16 protein-coding genes are annotated in these 18177 nt (G+C 70.9%); 4 read left to right on the top strand and 12 right to left on the bottom strand.

Annotated features, from left to right (window positions below):
* Window position 1: 1 nt before the first annotated feature.
* The 4 genes from MT346_RS11010 to MT346_RS10995 all read right to left on the bottom strand — a co-directional run bounded on the left by MT346_RS11010 (window position 2) and on the right by MT346_RS10995 (window position 5462).
* The gene (locus MT346_RS11010; RefSeq protein ID WP_243563109.1) at window positions 2-955 is read right to left on the bottom strand and encodes a carbohydrate ABC transporter permease; all 954 of its coding nucleotides are present in this window, start codon (window positions 953-955) and stop codon (window positions 2-4) included.
* A 25-nt stretch (window positions 956-980) separates the two neighbouring features.
* Window positions 981-1949: a carbohydrate ABC transporter permease gene (locus tag MT346_RS11005; RefSeq protein ID WP_243563108.1), complete on the bottom strand. Its 969-nt coding sequence runs from the start codon at window positions 1947-1949 to the stop codon at window positions 981-983.
* A 182-nt stretch (window positions 1950-2131) separates the two neighbouring features.
* Window positions 2132-4363, bottom strand: a complete 2232-nt coding sequence (locus MT346_RS11000) for an alpha-galactosidase (protein ID WP_243563107.1) — start codon at window positions 4361-4363, stop codon at window positions 2132-2134.
* Window positions 4364-4478: 115 nt separating this feature from the next.
* A complete protein-coding gene (locus tag MT346_RS10995; RefSeq protein WP_243563106.1) occupies window positions 4479-5462 on the bottom strand; it encodes a magnesium and cobalt transport protein CorA in 984 nt (327 codons plus the stop codon).
* 118 nt (window positions 5463-5580) lie between these two features.
* On the opposite strand from MT346_RS10995, the gene MT346_RS10990 reads away from it, so the two are divergent.
* Complete coding sequence (locus MT346_RS10990) at window positions 5581-6378, top strand: tryptophan-rich sensory protein (RefSeq protein WP_243563105.1); 798 nt, start codon at window positions 5581-5583, stop codon at window positions 6376-6378.
* A 199-nt stretch (window positions 6379-6577) separates the two neighbouring features.
* On the opposite strand, the gene ald is transcribed toward MT346_RS10990, so the two are convergent.
* From ald to MT346_RS10975, 3 genes are all read right to left on the bottom strand, one after another.
* Window positions 6578-7678, bottom strand: a complete 1101-nt coding sequence (gene ald / locus MT346_RS10985; RefSeq protein ID WP_243563104.1) for an alanine dehydrogenase — start codon at window positions 7676-7678, stop codon at window positions 6578-6580.
* Window positions 7679-7813: 135 nt separating this feature from the next.
* Window positions 7814-8860: an AraC family transcriptional regulator gene (locus MT346_RS10980; protein ID WP_243563103.1), complete on the bottom strand. Its 1047-nt coding sequence runs from the start codon at window positions 8858-8860 to the stop codon at window positions 7814-7816.
* Window positions 8861-8904: 44 nt separating this feature from the next.
* A complete protein-coding gene (locus MT346_RS10975) occupies window positions 8905-9846 on the bottom strand; it encodes a sugar-binding transcriptional regulator (protein ID WP_243563102.1) in 942 nt (313 codons plus the stop codon).
* A gap of 237 nt (window positions 9847-10083) precedes the next feature.
* Between MT346_RS10975 and MT346_RS10970 the strand changes: the two genes are divergently transcribed.
* A complete protein-coding gene (locus tag MT346_RS10970) occupies window positions 10084-11829 on the top strand; it encodes a glycerol-3-phosphate dehydrogenase/oxidase (protein WP_243563101.1) in 1746 nt (581 codons plus the stop codon).
* 155 nt (window positions 11830-11984) lie between these two features.
* Here MT346_RS10970 and MT346_RS10965 read toward each other — a convergent pair whose 3' ends face one another.
* On the bottom strand, window positions 11985-12641 hold the full coding sequence (locus tag MT346_RS10965) for a histidine phosphatase family protein (RefSeq protein ID WP_243563100.1): 657 nt from the start codon (window positions 12639-12641) through the stop codon (window positions 11985-11987).
* Window positions 12642-12665: 24 nt separating this feature from the next.
* Window positions 12666-12788, bottom strand: a complete 123-nt coding sequence (gene ykgO / locus MT346_RS10960; RefSeq protein ID WP_242088603.1) for a type B 50S ribosomal protein L36 — start codon at window positions 12786-12788, stop codon at window positions 12666-12668.
* Between the two features lie 44 nt (window positions 12789-12832).
* Between ykgO and MT346_RS10955 the strand changes: the two genes are divergently transcribed.
* Window positions 12833-13867, top strand: a complete 1035-nt coding sequence (locus tag MT346_RS10955; protein ID WP_243563099.1) for a GTP-binding protein — start codon at window positions 12833-12835, stop codon at window positions 13865-13867.
* A 71-nt stretch (window positions 13868-13938) separates the two neighbouring features.
* Here MT346_RS10955 and MT346_RS10950 read toward each other — a convergent pair whose 3' ends face one another.
* Entirely contained in the window at window positions 13939-15468 is a 1530-nt protein-coding gene (locus MT346_RS10950; RefSeq protein WP_243563098.1) for an MFS transporter, read from the bottom strand.
* A gap of 190 nt (window positions 15469-15658) precedes the next feature.
* Here MT346_RS10950 and MT346_RS10945 point away from each other — a divergent pair, with 190 nt between their 5' ends.
* On the top strand, window positions 15659-16195 hold the full coding sequence (locus tag MT346_RS10945; RefSeq protein ID WP_243563097.1) for a DinB family protein: 537 nt from the start codon (window positions 15659-15661) through the stop codon (window positions 16193-16195).
* Window positions 16196-16268: 73 nt separating this feature from the next.
* Here the strand turns inward: MT346_RS10945 and MT346_RS10940 are convergent, their stop codons facing one another.
* A complete protein-coding gene (locus MT346_RS10940) occupies window positions 16269-17231 on the bottom strand; it encodes a sugar-binding transcriptional regulator (protein WP_243563096.1) in 963 nt (320 codons plus the stop codon).
* 25 nt (window positions 17232-17256) lie between these two features.
* Window positions 17257-18108: a GolD/DthD family dehydrogenase gene (locus MT346_RS10935; RefSeq protein WP_243563095.1), complete on the bottom strand. Its 852-nt coding sequence runs from the start codon at window positions 18106-18108 to the stop codon at window positions 17257-17259.
* Window positions 18109-18177 lie beyond the last annotated feature (69 nt).

Genomic DNA, 18177 nt, shown 5'->3' with positions numbered 1-18177 from the left:
CCTACTTGATGCCGGAGAAGCCGATGGAGTTGACGATGCGCTTGGCGAAGACGCCGAACAGCACGATCATCGGGAGCGCGGCCACCAGGGTCGCGGCCATCAGGCCCGCCCAGTCGGTGCCGGACTGCGGGGACTGCGACTTGAAGACGCCCAGCGCGACCGTGAGCACGCGGGAGCTGTCCGTGTACGACACCATCAGCGGCCAGAAGTAGTCGTTCCAGGCGGTGATGTACGTCAGCACCGCCAGCGTCGCGATCGGGGCGGACGCGATCGGCAGGATGAGGCGGAAGAACACCCGGATCTTGCCCGCACCGTCGATGAGTGCGGCTTCTTCGACCTCGCGCGAGATCCCGAGGAAGAACTGCCGCAGGAAGAACACCGCGAACGGGGTCATGAGCATCGACGGCAACGAGATCCCGAGCAGCGTGTCGACCAGCCCGAGCGACTTGATCAGGGTGAAGTTCGGCAGGAGCGTGAAGATCGTCGGGACCATCAGCCCGGCCAGGAACACGCCGAACACCTGGTCGCGTCCGGGCCAGCGCAGGCGGGCGAAGGCGTAGGCCGCTGCCGCCGAGAAGAACACCTGGCCGACGGTGATCATCGTCGCGGTGATGACCGAGTTCAGCAGGTACTGCCAGAAGTTGATCGCCGCGCCGGAGCCGCCCTGTGCGAGCGCCTCCTTCGTGGACTGCAGGCCGAACACCCGCTCGAAGCCACCCAGGCTGAACCCGGTCGGCAACAGCGAGGTGGGGTCGGCGGAGATCGCGCCGTTCGAGGACAGCGCGGTGCGCAGGATCCAGTAGAACGGGAACAGGGTCACGGCGATCACGGCGATCATCGCGATCCAGGCGACCACGCGGCCGACGCTCGGCTTCGGACGCGGGGGCTTGGCGCCACGGGTGGTGACGGCGCGGGTGGTCGTGGGTTCGACCACCGGGGGCAGGGTGCTGGTCATCGTCGACTCGCTTCCGTGGTCCGGGTCAGTCCAGGTCGCTCTCGCTGGAGCGCGAGAGTCGGTACTGGACGACGGTGATGATGCTCAGGACGACCAGCAGTGCCACCGAGACCGCAGACGCGTACCCGAACTGGAACCGGCCGAACGCCAGGTTGTAGATGTAGTTCTGCACGACGTTCGTGGCGTTCGCCGGTCCGCCCTGCGTGGTGATGGCGACGGTGTCGAACACCTGGAACGACCCGATGACCGTGATGATGAGCACGAGCGACAGGATCGGGCGCAGCAGCGGCACCGTGATCCCCCAGAACATCTTCCACTCGCTGGCACCGTCGATGCGGCCGGCCTCGTAGACCTGCTCGGGCAGTGCCTGCAGGCCGGCGAAGATGAGCAGCGCGGTGTAGCCGACGTTCCGCCAGACGTTGATGAACGCGATGGTCGGGATGCCCCACACGTCGCTCTGCAGGAACGGGATCCGCCCGACGCCGATCGCGTTGAGGACCTCGTTGCCGATGCCGAGCTGCGTGTCGAGGATCCACAGCCAGATGAGCGCCGCGACCACGTTCGACACCAGGTACGGCGCCAGGACGATGCCGCGGACGAACGTCGACTTCGTCAGCCGGTGCATCATCACCGCGATGAACAGCGCCAGCACGGTCTGGAACCCGATGTTCAGCAGGACGTACTCGACCGTCACCGCCATCGAGTGCCAGAAGATCGAGTCCTGCAGCAGGCGCTCGTAGTTCTGCAGGCCGGTGAACACCGGCGGCGTGAGCAGGTTGTAGCTCGTGAAGCTCAGGTAGATGCCGCGCAGGGTCGGCCAGAGCAGGAACAGGGCGAACCCGATCGAGGCCGGGGCGATGAAGACCAGCGCCAGCCACAGGTCGTTCCGACGGCGGCGCTTGGGGTTCGACACCCCCGCGCCGTTCTGCGTGACCGGTCGGCTTCGCCGGGCACTCGTCGTCAGGGTTGACGACAACGGTGTTTCGGTGGCCATCGTGACTCCTTCGTCAACGCGGTTTCCTCGGGGGCGTCGGCCTCCGGATGCCCTTAGTGTTGCCGCGCAATAAAGGCTTGTCAAGACATTTCCGGCACCGAGACGGACAGGAGGCCCGTGGTGACGTCACCACGGGCCTCCCGTCCTGCAGGTGGGTCCCTGCTCCCGCCGGTGGGCGGCCGTCAGACCGCCGTCACCCGGAACGGCACGACGCGCTCGGCGGACAGCGCCGGGGCCTCGAGGCCGACCTCGGTCAGCACACGGCCGGAGAAGACGCGGTCGCCGGACCACCAGACCGGCGCCCGGACGCCGTCCGCACCCGTGCCGATCAGCAGCGGGTCCACGCGGTAGCGCGTGTCCGGGTCGAGGTCGCGGAAGGTGATGCGGCCGCGCAGGCTCACCTCGGAGCTGCCCAGGGAGGCCAGGAAGAACAGCGCATCGCGGCGGTCCGGGGCGACCACGCCGTAGACGTTCTGCGTCGCGTCGACCTGGTCGACACGCACCAGGTCGCCCCCGTGGAGCAGCGGACGGACCTGCTTGTACAGGGCGATCCACTCGGCCAGGTCACGTTCCTCGGCCTCGGTCGCCGTCGACAGGTCCCACTCGATGCCGAGGTGCCCGAAGATCGCGGTGCCGGCACGGAAGGACAGGTCGTGCCAACGCCCGGTCGTGTGGTTCACCCCGCTGGCGATGTGCGACCCGAGCAGCTCCGCCGGCAACAGCTGCATCGTCCAGCGGTTCATCTGCTGCCGCTCGAGCGGATCGATGCAGTCGGACACCCACACCCGGTCGGTGTGCTCGATCACGCCGAGGTCGACGCGGGCACCACCGGACGAGCACGACTCGATCTCGAAGCCCGGGAACCGGTCCTTGAGCTCGGCCATCAGCCGGTAGGCCGCCAGGGTCTGCTCGTGCACCGCGGCACCACCGCCCGGGCGTCCGGCCTCGACCAGGTCGCGGTTGTGGTCCCACTTGACGTAGTCGATGCGGTACTCGTCGATGATCGACGTCATCCGGTCGAGCACGTACTCGTACGCCTCGGGGATCGCCAGGTTCAACACCTGCTGGTGGCGCGAGCGGATCGGCAGGCGGCCGTCGGCCTGCATGATCCACTCCGGGTGCGCGCGTGCCAGGTCGCTGTCCTCGTTGACCATCTCCGGCTCGAACCACAGGCCGAACTGCATCCCCGCCGCGCGGACGTGCTCGACGAGCGGGGTCAGCCCGTCCGGCCACACCCCCTCGTCGACGAACCAGTCGCCCAGGCCGGCGAAGTCGTTGCGGCGGTGCCGGAACCAGCCGTCGTCCAACACGAACCGCTCGACGCCGAGCCGGGCGGACCGATCGGCCAGGTCGCGCAGGCGGGCCAGGTCGTGGTCGAAGTAGACCGCCTCCCACACGTTGATCGTCATCGGACGGTCCGAGCGCGGGTGCTGCGGGCGGCTGCGCAGGTGGGTGTGGAAGCGCCGCGCCTGGGCGTCGAGCCCGTCAGCGTAGGCGCCGTAGACCCACGGTCCTGCGTACGTCTCCCCCGTGCCGAGGCGGACCTCGCCGGGCAGCAGCAGCTCACCGCCGCCGACGACCTGCTTGCCGTTGAACAGGCGCTCGGCATGGTGGCGGTGGTTGCCGCTCCACGCGGTGTGCACGCCCCAGACCTCACCACGGGCGAAGCCGAACCCGGGCACCCCGACGCTCAGCACCGTGGCGGCGTCGGCTCCGGTGCGGCCCTTGCGTCCTTCACGCTCGTGGATGCCGACCACCAGCTCGCTGCGCTGCGGCGTGCGCTCCTTGCCCCAGCGGCCGGCGAAGTCGAGCACCTCGCGCGCCCGGGTCGGGACCGGCAGGGCGACCGTGACGTCGTCGACCGTGTACGTGCCCTGGCCGGTGTTCGTGACGGCGGCCCGGGTGCGGACCAGGCCGGCGGGCAGCAGTTCGATCTCCAGCCGGACGGCCAGGCCCGCGGTGGGGTCGGTGGCCTCGACGACGACCGTGGCGGGGCCGGCGTCGATGCGGGCAGGGATCTGGCGCTCGTGGGCGTCGTCCTGGCGCTCGGCTCCTGGTTCCGTCTGGTGCGCTTCACCGTGCACGTCGAGGCTCGTCGTCGTGAACTTCGGCGACCAGTCGTGGCCGTCGCGGTGGCCGCTGATGCCGGGCTTGCCGGACCACCCGGCGTGCGGCTCGGGCAGGACGGCCAGGCGGATCGGCTCGTCGACGGCGTTCGACACGACGGGTTCACGGCCGGACTCGACCAGGGACAGCAGGTCCGCGGTCGACAGGGCACCGAGAGCGGCGCCCCAGTGCACGACCGCGGGCAGCTGGCCGGCGGTGCAGTCGAGCACGAGCGACACCCCGGCGGCGGTCAGGTGGACGAGGGCATCGGGGCGGTCGTGCTGCGTCGGCTGCGCGTGCTGCGTCATCGGAGCTCTTTCTTTTGTTTCGCAACTATGTTCGCTCAGTATGTCAGAACCGCCGCGTCACCTTGGGTCAGAACCGGCGCTTCGCCTTGGGTCAGAACCAGCGCTGCACCTCGGTTCAGAACCAGCGCTTCACCTTGAAGACCACGAACAGGGCCGCGGCGAAGACGACCATCGCCAGGACGGCCAGCGGGTACCCCCACGTCCAGGTCAGCTCGGGCATGTGCGTGAAGTTCATGCCGTAGATCGCCGCGATCAGGGTCGGTGCGAACAGGATCGCCGCCCAGCCGGAGATCTTCTTGGTGTCGTCGTTCTGCTTCTGCGCCGCCAGGGTGGCATCGACCGTCAGGGCGTTCTGCAGCAGCTGCCGGAACGTGTCGAGCCGCTCCGCCGTGCGGATCGCGTGGTCGAGCACGTCGCGGAAGCGTCGCTGCATCTCGACCGGCAGGTGGTACTTCTCGGCCCCGCGGTGCAGGTTCTCGATCATGTAGACCAGCGGGCGGGCGGCACGCTGGAAGTCGACGACCTCGCCGAACAGCTCGTAGATGCGCTTCGACACGCCGGGCACCCCGGCGAACAGCTGGTCCTCGATCTGGTTGATGTCCTCTTCGAGCCCGTCGATCACCGGCATGTAGTCGTCGACGATGGAGTCCATCAGCGCCCAGAGCTGCGCCTGCGGACCCGCCGTGACCAGGCCGGGCTTGCCGCTCATGCGCTGCAGGGCCCGCGGGACGACCTGCTGTCCGCGCGGGTCGGCCTGCACGACGGCCAGGAAGAAGTCGTCCCCGACGAACGCGTGCACCTCGCCGAACGCCACCTCTTCGAGCCGGTCGTTGTACAGCGCCGGTTTGAGGACCGCGAACAGCGTCGACCCGTACCGCTCGAGCTTCGGTCGCTGGTGCCCCTCGGCCGAGTCCTCCACCGCGAGCTCGTGCAGTCCGAGCGCGACGGCGACGTCCCCGAGCTCCTCGGCGTCCGGGCGGTACAGGACGATGCAGGTACTGGCGTCCTGGTCGGCCATCAGCCGGAAGGACTCGTCGAGCGAGGGGCTCGCCATCGGGGCGATGCGGTCGACGTACACGGTGTTCAGCTCGACGGTCACGTGCCCAGGCTACGCACGTCCCCCGCGGCCTGAGCACTCCCTGCGAGGGCCAGCAGGTCCGGGCATAGCGTGGGGTCTTCAGCATGCTGACGACGGTGTGCCGACGAGAGGAGTGACCATGCGATGGTTCCGGAAGATCGCGATCGCGGCGAGCGCCGTCATCGCCCTGGTGGGCTCGTTCATCGGGTCGGGTGCCGCGGGCGGCACGCCGATCCAGGACGCCGCCGGAGGGGCACTGTCGGCATCGTCGACGGCGATCGCCCCCGGTGGCCCCGCGTTCGGCATCTGGAGCGTCATCTACACCGGGCTCATCGCGTTCGCGATCTGGCAGTTCCTGCCGCGTCACGCCGACCAGGAGCGTCACGACCGTTTGGTCGTGCCCGCGGTGCTGTCGCTGTTGCTCAACGCCGCGTGGATCCTGTCCGTGCAGTTCGGGTTCCTGTGGGCGAGCGAGCCGATCATCGTCGCGCTGCTCGCGGTGCTGGTGTGGGCGTTCGTCATCCTGCGGCGCACGCGACCGTCGGGCATCGTCGAGGCGATCGTCACCGACGGGACGTTCGGGCTGTACCTCGGGTGGCTCTGTGTCGCGACGGCGGCGAACACCGCCGCGGTGCTGACCGCCGCCGGCTTCCGGGGCTTCGGCCTCGGGCAGGACGTGTGGGGCGTCGTCGTGGCGCTCGTCGCCGGGCTCGTCGGGGTCCTGGTGGCACTCGGCGGACAGGGTCGACTGTCCCCGGTCGTCTCGCTCGCCTGGGGTCTGGCGTGGGTCGCGGTCGCGCGGCTCGACGGACCCCTGGTGTCGGTGCCCACCGCGGTCGCGGCCATCGTCGCCGCTGCCGTCGCGGTCGTCGTCACCCTCGTGGTGCGGGCCCGCGCGGGGTTCCGCGCCCCGGCCCCGCGCCTGACGGTCCGCTAGCCCGGGCCTGCGCGCGGCGCCGCGCGCGATCCGCCCGAGAACGCGACATTGCGCCGCTGCCCGGCCCCAACCCCAACCCCCACGCGAAAGCGACAGTTCGCCGCGGATGTTCCGCGGCGAACTGTCGCTTTCGCGATGAACCGGGAGTGAGCTCCGGCGCGGGCCGCGTCGGCGCGCGGGCCGGGCCGGGCCGGGCGCGTCAGCGCGCGGCGACGAGCAGGCCGTGGGCAGCGGCGACGGCCTCGTTCGTGACCTGACCGGCGTGCACGTTGAGCCCGCGAGCCAGGGCAGCGTCGGCCTCGAGTGCCTGCTCCCACCCCTGGTCGGCGATCGCCAGCGCGTACGGCAGCGTCGCGTTCGTCAGCGAGATCGTCGACGTGCGCGGGACCGCTCCGGGCATGTTCGCCACGCAGTAGTACACGGCGTCGTGCACGCGGAAGGTCGGGTCGTCGTGCGTGGTCGGCCGCGAGCCCTCGAAGCAGCCGCCCTGGTCGATGGCGATGTCGACGAGCACCGACCCCGGGCGCATGTCGGCGACCATGGCGTCGGTGACGAGCTTGGGCGCGGAAGCACCGGGGATCAGCACCGACCCGATCACCAGGTCGGCGTCGCGCAGGGCCGACGCGATCGCGTGCGTCGAGGACCGCAGCGTCGTGATCCGTCCGTCGAACCGGGCGTCGAGCGCACGCAGGCGGGGCAGGCTGATGTCGAAGACCGTGACCTCGGCGCCCAGGCCGAGCGCCATCGCCGCGGCGTGCTCCCCCGCGACACCGCCGCCGATGACGACCACGCGACCCTTCGGCGTGCCGGGGACACCGCCGAGCAACAGGCCACGTCCGCCGTGGGCGCGCATCAGGTGGTTCGCACCGACCTGGGTCGACAGCCGTCCGGCGATCTCGGACATCGGGGACAGCAGCGGCAGCGACCGGTCGGGCAGTTGGACCGTCTCGTAGGCGATCGCCGTCGCGCCCGATGCGATCAGCGCGTCGGTCAGGGGACGGTCGGCCGCCAGGTGCAGGTAGGTGAACAGGACCTGCCCGGGTCGGATCGACGCGTACTCGGACGCGACGGGCTCCTTGACCTTGAGCACGAGCTCGGCCTGTTCCCAGACCTGGGACGCGGACGGCACGATCGTCGCGCCCGCGACCTGGTACTCGGCGTCCGGGAAGGACGAGCCGTCGCCGGCCCCGGCCTGCACGAGCACCTGGTGGCCGTGCATCGTCAGCTCGGCGACACCCGCCGGCGTGGCGGCGACGCGGAACTCGTTGTTCTTGATCTCGGTGGGGACGCCGATGCGCATGGCGGACTCCTTCGTGGGCTGCGGTGCGGCCGAGCCGCGGTGACACCCACCATCCAGCCACTCGTGCGTTTCACGCAGGTTGCAGCCGAACATCCGGATGACGATCCCCGGATCCGTGCGATCAGATTCGGTGGATCAGCTCCGGCTGCGGAGCGACTCGCTCGGCAGTTCGCCGAACCGGGCCCGGTAGGCAGCCGAGAACCGTCCCAGATGTCCGAAGCCCCAGGCCCGGGCGATGTCCGCCACCGAGGTCTCGTCGCGGTCAGCCCGACGCAGGTCGGTGTGCGCGCCGTCGAGTCGGACACCGCGCAGCAGGTCACCGGGCGTCTGGTCGAGGTGGCGACGCAGCGACTGCTGCAGGCCGCGTGGGCTGAGCCCTGCGGCCGAGGCGATCTCGGGGGTACCGATCGCCTCGCTGGCGTGGGCGTGCACGAACTCGAGCGCACGGCGGAGGCGGTCGTGCTCGGGACCCGTGCCGGGGACCGATGCACGCCAGGTCGTGCGCTGCGGGAAGGCCCGGAGTGCGGCACTGGCGAACGCGTCGGCGACCGCACGGCGCGCCGTGTCACCGAGCGTGTGACCCATGTCGAGCCACGTCGCCGAGTGCGCACGGACGGCCTGCTGCCAGACGTGCGCGCCCTCGGCCGTCGGACGCTGCAACGGCTCGAACGCGAAGTCGGCGTCGCCCGCGAGCTCGGCCACGAACGAACGGTCCAGCTGCACGAGGTTGAGCGCGATGTCGCGGTGATGCAGCTGGTAGGCACCGTCGCTCGGCAGCACGACGGGGATGCCCGGCTGCAGGTCGATGCTGTGTCCGGCGTACGAGATCCTGCTGGTGCCCGAACGCAGCCACACGACGATGAACTCGTCCTCGACCAGGGACTCGCTGCGCAGGTCGACCTGGAACCGGGAGCTGCGCAGGGACATCCGCTCGTCACCGACGCCGGCGAAGCTCCAGCTGGCGGCGGTCGATGTCCGGCGGACGGCAGGCGTCCGCAGGTCGTAGTCGGCCGAGAAGAACGCGAGGGCCTGGTCGACGTCCGAACCGGCGAGTCGCTTCGACCAGCGGCCGTCGGCGGTCCCGCGGCGGTCCGGGACGCTCGTCACGCACCGCTCGGCACCGGGCACGGCAACGGCCGTGCGCAGCGCCTTCGGCGAGGTGGTTTCGGTGGATGGCACCATGCACCCGAACGTACGACGAGCCACCGACAAACGCGTGGCGCCCGTCAGTTCTGCAGGATCGCCTGCCCGATGCTCTCGTCGAGGATCAGGTCGGTGATCAGCCCGGCGGCCAGGGCACCGCGCAGGGACGCCGCCTTGCCACGACCGGCGACGACGCAGATCCGCCGTGGCGCACGTTTGATCGTGTCGAGGTCCGGGCCGCCGGCGCGCGCGTTGACACCGATGTCCCGCCACGACCCGTCCGCGCGGTAGAACACGGTGGACACGTCACCCACGACCTTGGCCTTCGCCAGCTCCTCGCGGTCGGCGGGGTCGAGGTACCCGCCGGAGTACACGTGCGAGGGCACCGGGGCCTGCGGCGCACCGACGCCGAACACCACCACGTCCATCCGCTCGTGCAGGTCGAGCACGCGGCGGATGGAACGTTCGCGGAACAGGGCCTCCTTCGTGGCGGGGTCGTCGAAGAACGCCGGCACCGGGAACTGCTGCACGAGCGCGCCGTACGCCTCGCCGAACCGCCGCAGGATCTCCGAGGCGTAGACGATGCCCGTCGTCCGGGTGTTGGCCGCGCCGTTCACCTGCACGACGGTCGATCCGTGCGTGGTCTTCGGCACGAGGTACCGGCTGACGGCACTCACCGTCGAGCCCCACGACAACCCGATCACCATGTTCGACTCGATGTACTGCGTCAGGATCCGCGCGGCGGACAGCGCGACCCGTTCGAGCCGGTCGACGTCGCTCGTGTGGTCAGGGACCGGGACGACGTGCGCGTGCACCCCGAAGCGGGCCCGGATGCTCCGACTGAGCGCCGCGGCCTGGTCGAGCGGCGACCGGATCTGGATGTCGACCAGGCCGGTGTCCCTGGCGTGCTTGAGCAGCCGCGAGACCGAGGACCGCGACGTCCCGAGTTCGTCCGCGATGGCGTCCATCGTCAGGTCCTGCAGGTAGTACAGGTGTGCGGCGCGCAGCGCCTGCTGCGTGCGCATCGGCTGGGCCGCGTCAGACAACCGGATCACCGGCACTCGAGGACATGGAGCAACCATGCACGGACGTGCACGGCCTCTGCAAGCCCGACCGAGCCTCCAGTGCCTGATCGGAGCCGCCAGCGGGCGTGCCGACACCGGTGCTGCACGTTCGTGCACGCAGGTTGCCCGGACTTCTCGACAGGCGCACGATCGGATGCAAGACCACAGAACCGACCCCAGAAAGCGATGCGTACGCACATGTCGAAGACGACGCAGCCCCGACGCACGGTGACCGCCCTCACCGAGCGCCCCAACGCACAGGTCCTGGTGGTGGGTGGCGGCATCAACGGCATCGCCACCTTCCGCGACCTCGCCCTGCAGGGCGTCGACGTCGCGCTCGTCGAGCGCGGCGACTACGCCTCCGGCGCCTCCGCGGCGTCCAGCCACATGATCCACGGCGGCATCCGCTACCTGGAGAACGGCGAGTTCCGCCTGGTGCGCGAGAGCGTGCAGGAGCGCAACGGCCTGATCCGGATCGCCCCGCACTACGTCAAGCCGCTGCAGACGACGATGCCGATCTTCTCGACGTTCTCCGGCATCATGAACGCCCCCTTGCGCATGCTCACGCACAAGCAGCGCTCCACCAAGGAGCGCGGCGCGATGCTCATCAAGATCGGCATGACGATCTACGACTCGTTCTCGCGCGACGGCGGCTCGGTCCCCAAGCACGTCTTCCGCACCAAGAAGGCGGCGCTGTCGGACATGCCGGCGCTCAACAAGGACCTGAAGTACACGGGCACCTACTACGACGCCAGCGTGCACGAGCCGGAGCGCCTGGCGCTCGACGTGCTCAAGGACGGCCTGGCCGCCGGCACCGGGACCGGCTCCGCCGCGACCGCCCGTGCGACCAACTACGTCGAGGCCGCCGGCACCCGCGACGGTGGCGTGCTGCTGCGTGACCTGGAGACCGGCGAGGAGTTCGCCTTCCAGGCCGACGTCGTGATCAACGCATCCGGCCCGTGGACCGACCTGACGAACCAGGCGTTCGGCGGCGAGACGAAGTACATGGGCGGCACGAAGGGCTCCCACATCGTCGTGCAGAACGACGAGCTGCTCGAGGCGACCAAGGGCCGCGAGCTGTTCTTCGAGAACGACGACGGCCGCATCGTGCTGATCTACCCGCTCAAGGGCCGCGTGCTCATCGGCACGACCGACATCGACGCCGACCCGTCGAAGCCCGTCACGACCACCGACGAGGAGATCGACTACTTCTTCGGCCTGGTCAAGCACGTGTTCCCGCAGATCGAGGTCACCCGCGACCACATCGTCTACAGCTACTCGGGCATCCGGCCGCTCCCCCGCCACGAGGACACCGCCCCCGGCTTCGTGTCCCGCGACTACCGGATCGTCGACACCCAGATCCCCGGGCTCGGCAGCACCACCGTACTGTCGCTCGTCGGCGGCAAGTGGACGACGTTCCGCGCCCTCGCCGCGCACCTGTCGACCGAGGCCACGCAGAAGCTCGGCGTCGCCCGCAAGGTCGACACGACCGGGATGGCCATCGGCGGCGGCAAGGACTTCCCGACCACGGACGCCCAGCGCGCCCTGTGGATCAAGTCCCACCGCGACGGGCTCGACGAGTCCCTGGTCGAAGGCCTGCTCGAGCGCTACGGCACCCGTGCAGCCGAGGTCGTCGACGTGCTGACCGACGGTCCGGTCGAGCCGCTCGAGTCCGACCCGGCGCTGACCCGCGCCGAGGTCGCGTACTTCGCCGAGCACGAGCAGGCCGTCCACCTGATCGACGTGGTGCTGCGTCGCACGAACCTGGCGTTCGTCGGCGGGGTCACGATCGACCTGCTCGACGAGCTGGCGGACGTGCTGGCCGGTGCCCTCGGCTGGAGCACCGAGGAGCGTGCGGACGAGATCCAGCACACCCTCGACGTGCTGCGCGAGGCGCACGGCGTGATCGTGCCGCTCACCGCCAGGGCGCCCCACGCGTCTTAGACCCGCACCCCGCGGGCGGGGCGCCCGGGTGCCAGCTGGCCCCGCGCCTCCCGTCCGTCTGTGGCGGGGTCACACCCCGCGAAAGCGACAGATCGTGCCGGAACGTCGGCGGCAGACTGTCGCTTTCGCGACAGGGTTGCGATCCACCGCTGTCGCTAGAACCGCTCGCCGGTCGGGTCCTGCGCGGTCCGGTCGATCAGGTCGTCGCCGCCGATCGGCTCACCCTCCCAGTCGACCAGGCGCCAGCCGTCCGCCGACGAGCCCTCGAGCTCGACGACACCGGTGTTCTCGAGGTGTCGATCGGCGCCCAGGTGGTTCGGGGTGTTCTGCGCGGTCGTCGCGGCCCAGATCCGGATCGCAGCGCCGTGGCTGAACGCCGCGGCGACCTGTACGCCGGTGTCCTCGATCTGCCGGACCGCATCGTCGTACCGGTCGAAGAAGTCCTCACCGGTCTCGGCGCCGGGCATCCGGGCCTCGCGCTCCCCCGACGCCCACGCGTAGCAGGCGGCCAGGTAGCGCTGCACCGAGGTCTGGTCGCGCTTGCCCTGCAGGTCCCCCGCCTCGATCTCGCGGAGCCCGGGGAGCACGACCGGCTCGAGCCCGAGCGCGGTGGCGAGTGGCGCGGCCGTCAGCTGTGTGCGGAGCATGGACGACACGAACAGGCGCTCGATCCCCCGCTCGGCCAGGGCCGCCGGCAACGCCTGGGCCTGCTGCTCACCGAGCTCGGTGAGCCCGGGACCGGGGACCTCGGCGTCCAGGATGCCGGAGACGTTGGCGGGGGTCTGGCCGTGACGGATCAGGAGCAGTCGCATGCTGCCACCCTACGGAAGACGCGATCAGCCCTGACGCGTGTTCCACCGTGGGTTCTGCTTGTTGATCACATACACCCGGCCGCGCCGGCGCACCACCTGCGATCCGGGGATCTTCTTCAGTGCCTTGAGCGAGTTGCGGACCTGCACGACATCCTCCTTGTTGATAACGGTTTTCATGTAGCGTAGTCCGCATGCGCCCCGCCGTCATCACCCTCGTCTCCGCTCTGCACCAGGCCGACGCCGATCGTGTCGCCGTCCTGCTGGCCCGCCGCGGCACCCGCGGGAGCACCGACCACCGGATGCACGTCGCCGGCAGTGCATTCACCGCCGCTCGTGCGATCGCCGCCCGCACGGACCAGCTCGACCGGGCGTGCGGACCGGAGGCCGACCACGGACTCGTCGTGACCCTGGCGCCCGGAGCGGACACCCGCGCCGTCGGCATGCTCCTGGCGAACGCCGCCCGCGCCGAGCACGGGCACGACCGGGTCCTCCGCCACGCGGTGACGGTCCTGCGCGCCGACGACGTCGCCCACCTGCTCTGGTCCGACGTCGACGACGCCTTCGTCGCCGCCGACCGCATCGCGTCGCTGGCGGAGTACGCCACGGTGATCGCCCTCGACCGGCTCGGGCCGCTGTCCGGTCGACGCCGGCGGGCACTCGTCGCGCTGCTGCACCGGATGGCGCCGTACGCGTCGATCATGGCCCTGGACCACCTGCGCGGCCCCGACGACCTGCCCGCGTCGAACGGCGGTGCCGCACGGTTGCTGGCGACCGGCGCCGGGTGGATGGTGGCGCTGTCGAGTGGCGCCGACCTGGGGCGGGACGTCGACGACGACCTGGTCACGATGCGCTACCGCGAGCCGCTGCCGTTCCACCCGGGGCGCCTGGCCACCGTGATCGCCGAGGACCTGGCCGCCGGGGTCAGCGGCCGGGTGCTGCGCTCGCGGGGGTTCTTCCGGCTGGCGTCGCGGCCGGACCACGTCGGTTCGTGGTCGAGCTTCGGCGCGATGCTCGCCCTCGACCCGACCGCCAACCCGTCCTGGGACGAGGACGCCCCGATCGGCCAGGCGCTGTGGTTCGTCGGCGAACGGCTCGACGTGCGCGGGATCGAGCGTGCCCTCGACTCGGCGCTCCTGACCCCGGCCGAACTGCTCGCCGGGCCGGACGTCTGGCGCTCGTGGGCCGATCCGTTCCCGGTCTGGCCGGCGCTGCACGACCACGGGTGAGAGAGGCCGGGGGGCTTCCGACGCGGAACGACATCGCCGCCGTCGTCCGACAGCGGCGATGTCGTTCGGGCTCAGCGGCCGGCGCGCGCCCCGGTGACCGGCTCGGCAGCAGCCTCCGCGGCGTCCTGCGCGGCGAACGGCAGGTCCCCCAGGTCCAGGTGCGGGTTCGTGTCCTGCGTCAGGACGAGCTCGCGGGCCTCGGCGGCGGTCTCCACCGCGGGCATCGATCCCGGCAGCGGCCGCTGGGACGACTCCTTCATGCAGAACACCCCGATCGCACCGAGGACGCTCATCGCCATCAGGAAGTACGCGGGGGCGAGCTCGTCGCCCGTCGCCGTCAGCAGTGCCTGCACGATGAGCGGCGTCGTCCCACCGAACACCGCGATCGCGATGTTGTACGCGAAGCCCATGCCGCCGTACCGCGTCGACGTGGGGAACAGCGCGGGCAGGGACGCAGCCTGGTTCGAGACCCACAGCGCGGTCATCAGCGCCAGCAGCGCCAGGCCGGACAGGGTCGACCACTGCTCGCCGTGGCCGATGAGCAGGAACGCGGGCACGACCAGCACGACGGTGGTGGCGGCGCCGATCCACATCACGACGCGGCGTCCGAGCCGGTCCGAGAGCTTGCCGGTCAGGGGCAGCATCACGGCGAGCAGCACGAGCACGGGGATCGTCAGGAGCGTGCCGTCGATCGCGGAGTACCCGAGCGAGTCGGTCAGGTAGGTCGGCATGTAGCTGGTCAGGGCGTAGCCGACGGTGTTCGACGCGGCGACGAGCATCACGGCGATGACGATCGGACGCCAGTGCTCGCGGACCATCGCGACGACACTCGTGGGGCGCTGCCCAGAGGCGTCGGCGCGGGCCTCGCTGGCGGCCTCTTGCGCCGCCTGGGTGGCCTGGAACGCGGGCGACTCCTCGATGCGCAGCCGGAACCAGATCGCCACGGCACCGATGACACCGGCGGCCAGGAACGGCAGGCGCCAGCCCCACGCGGTCATGGTCTCCTCGCCCAGGCTGATCTGCAGCACCGAGACGACCGTCGCGCCGAGCGCGAAGCCCATGTAGCTGCCGAAGTCGAGGATGCTCGCGAAGAACCCGCGGCGGCGGTCGGGGGCGTACTCCGTCACGAACGTGGTGGCCCCGGCGTACTCACCGCCCGTCGAGAACCCCTGCAGCAGCTTGAGCACCACGAGCACGATCGGCGCGAACACCCCGATCGTGGCGTACGCGGGCAGCACCCCGATCAGGAACGTCGACGCCGCCATCATGATGAGCGTCGTGGCCAGCACCTTCTGCCGGCCGATCCGGTCACCCAGACGGCCGAAGACGATCCCACCGAGCGGGCGGGCGATGTACGTCGCCGCGAAGACCCCGAGGCTGAACAGGATCTGCACCGCGGGTTCGGCGGTCGGCAGGAACACGCGGCCCATCGTGACGGCCAGGTAGCCGTACACGCCGACGTCGTACCACTCCATGGTGTTGCCGACGACCATCCCGCTGACGGCCTTGCGCATCATGCTCTTGTCGACGACGGTGACGTCGCTCTCGCGGAGCCGGCGGGCGGGCCGTCGGCGCTCGGTACTGCTGGGATCGGAACCCATGTCTCTCCTCGGTCGGGTGCACTGCCGACCCTCCGGTCGGACGAACAGCCGACGACGTTACCGAGCAACTGGAATGTCATTGACCGGTGATTCCCAGGGACCGGGCGTGTCATCCACCCGGCGGAGCCCGCCCGATCCGCTCGGTTCCGCGGAAGCGCCGGGGCCTGCCACGATCTCGTACGATCGGGCCATGGCGATCGAACCGGACACCAAGAACTGGACGTGGGTCATCGGGACACCGTGCCCGGACTGCGGCTACGACGGCAGCACGACGACGATCCGCGACGTGCCCGGCATCGTCGAAGCGAACGCCACCGGCTGGCCGACCGCGCTCGCCCGGTCCGACGTCCGTGACCGACCGGACGATGCGACGTGGTCGACGCTGGAGTACGCCGCGCACGTGCGCGACGTCCACCGGAAGATGACCGAGCGGCTGACGCTGATGCTGACCGAGGACACCCCGACGTTCGCGAACTGGGACCAGGACGCCACGGCGATCGAGGACGCCTACGACCAGCAGGACCCCGCGACGGTCGAGCGGGAGCTCGGCGAGGCGGCACACCGGGCAGCGCGCGCGTTCGACGACGTCCGCGACGACCAGCTCGAGCGCACCGGGCTGCGCTCCGACGGCAGCGCATTCACGGTCGCCTCGCTGGCGGTCTACTACGCGCACGACCCGGTGCACCACCTGTGGGACGTGCGGCGCAGCCACCAGGGCCGGCTGTAGTCGGACGGGAGGCGCGGGGCGGGCCCGCCCCGGGCCTCCCGTCCGGTGCCGGGTCGCGCCCACGGCGCGGCGGTCAGGCGAGCGCGTCGAGCAGTGCGCGTGCCGTGGCCGCGTCCGACACCAGCTCGTTGACCAGCCCGCCACGGACCGCGCCGATGATGCTCGGGACCTTCGCCTCGCCGACGGCCACACCGACGGCGTGCGGCACGGCGGCCAGCACCTGACGTGACGTGCGCACCATCCGGTCGCTGCCGGGGAACTCGATCGCCGAGCCGTCGGGCGCGTAGAAGTTCAGGCAGACGTCGCCGGCGGCGCGGTCGAACGCCTGGTCCTCGACCGGGACGCCTCGTGCTAGGGCGTCGCGGGTGGGTGTCGGGGCGCCGACGCCCAGGATCGCGCCCTTCGCCCGACCCCACAGGCCGATGACGTGCTGGAAGGCGGGGTCCTCGTCGAGGGTCGCGCGCATCGCCTGGGACGGCAGGGCCTGGGCGAACAGGAACGCCGGGATCGCACCGGAGTGCTCGGCGGCGGTGCGGGTGATCTCGTTCGTCTGGAACCAGGGCATCGGGTCCGCCTGACCGCCGACGGTCGGGACGAGCTGCACGCCCGGCAGCTGCGGCATGCCCGCGTGGGCGACGTCGTACACGGTGCGCCCCGACGACATCAGGACCGCGTCGCCGGGCTGCAGCCCCATCCCCTCGACCGCACTGGCGAGCGGTCCCGCCAGGTCGGCGCCGAGTGTGGCGGTGTGCGTGACCGCTGCCAGGTGCACCGCGTGCAGGCCGAGCTTCACCTGCAGGCGTTCGGCGAGCGCCACCGTCTCGTCCTGGAACGGGTCGACGACCTCGATGCGGACGAGTCCGGCGCGGCGAGCCTCGGCGACCAGCCGCGACACCGTCGGGCGCGAGACCCCCAGTCGCGAGGCGATCTCGACCTGGGTGGCGTCCTCGAGGTAGTACATCCGCGCCGCCTGGTACACGGTGTCGAGCGGGAAACGGGGGCGGGCTCCGTCCGGGGTGGGGGTCTCGGCGGACATGGGGCGATCGTAGCCGCGCCGGGTCTCAGCGGATCGTGAACCCGCCGTCCACACGGAGGTCCGCGCCGTTCACCATGGCGATCGACGCCGACGCCAGGAACAGCACCGCCGCCGCGATCTCGTCCGGGGTGGCGAACCGGCCGGTCGGGATCTCGTCCTGGTGCCGGAGGCCCTTCTCGTTCGCCCAGGCGCCACGGCCCAGGTCGGTCAGCACGACGGTGGGCGACACGGTGTTCACGGTGACCCCGCGGCGGCCCCACTCGAGCGCGAGCACGTGGGTCAGCCCGATCACACCGGCCTTCGACGCGCAGTAGGCCGCGTGGCCGTCGATGCCGACGTGCGCCGCCTGCGAGGCGATGGTCACGACGCGGCCGTAGCCGGCGGCGAGCATGTGGCGGCCGACGGCCTGGGTGACGCGGTGGGTGCCGGTCAGGTTCACCGCGATCGTGGTGTCCCACGCGGCGGCGTCCAGGTCCTCTGCCGGGGCGAGGATCGCGACGCCTGCGCAGTTGACGAGGACGTCGATGCGGCCGAAGTGCTCGGCCACCGCGGTGACGGTGGCGTCGACCCCGGCCTGGTCGGTGACGTCGCAGCCGAAGCCGGCGTGCGACGCACCGGCACCCGCAGCCGCACCAGTCTCGGCACCGGACCCGTCGGGCGGGTTGGGCAGGGCGGCCGCGGCCTCGACAGCGCCCTCGGCGCGGACGTCGACGATCGCGACGCGCGCTCCCCGTGCCGCCAGTGCGACGGCGATGGCGTTCCCGATGCCGGACGCACCGCCGGTGACGATCGCGGTGCGCCCGGAGAAGTCGTTGGTCAGGTCGACGGTGTCGGGACCCGGACGGAGTGCGTCGGTGAACTCGGTGGTGTCGGTCATGGTCGGACCGTACCAGAAATTGTGTTCTGGACAAACGTTCTGCGAGGTGTACAGTCGTCCGCGAAGCCA

Source organism: Curtobacterium sp. VKM Ac-2922, from assembly GCF_022815645.1.
GTDB lineage: Bacteria > Actinomycetota > Actinomycetes > Actinomycetales > Microbacteriaceae > Curtobacterium.
The sequence above is the reverse complement of the archived record's forward strand: the minus strand, read 5'-3'. Positions and strand labels throughout refer to the sequence as shown.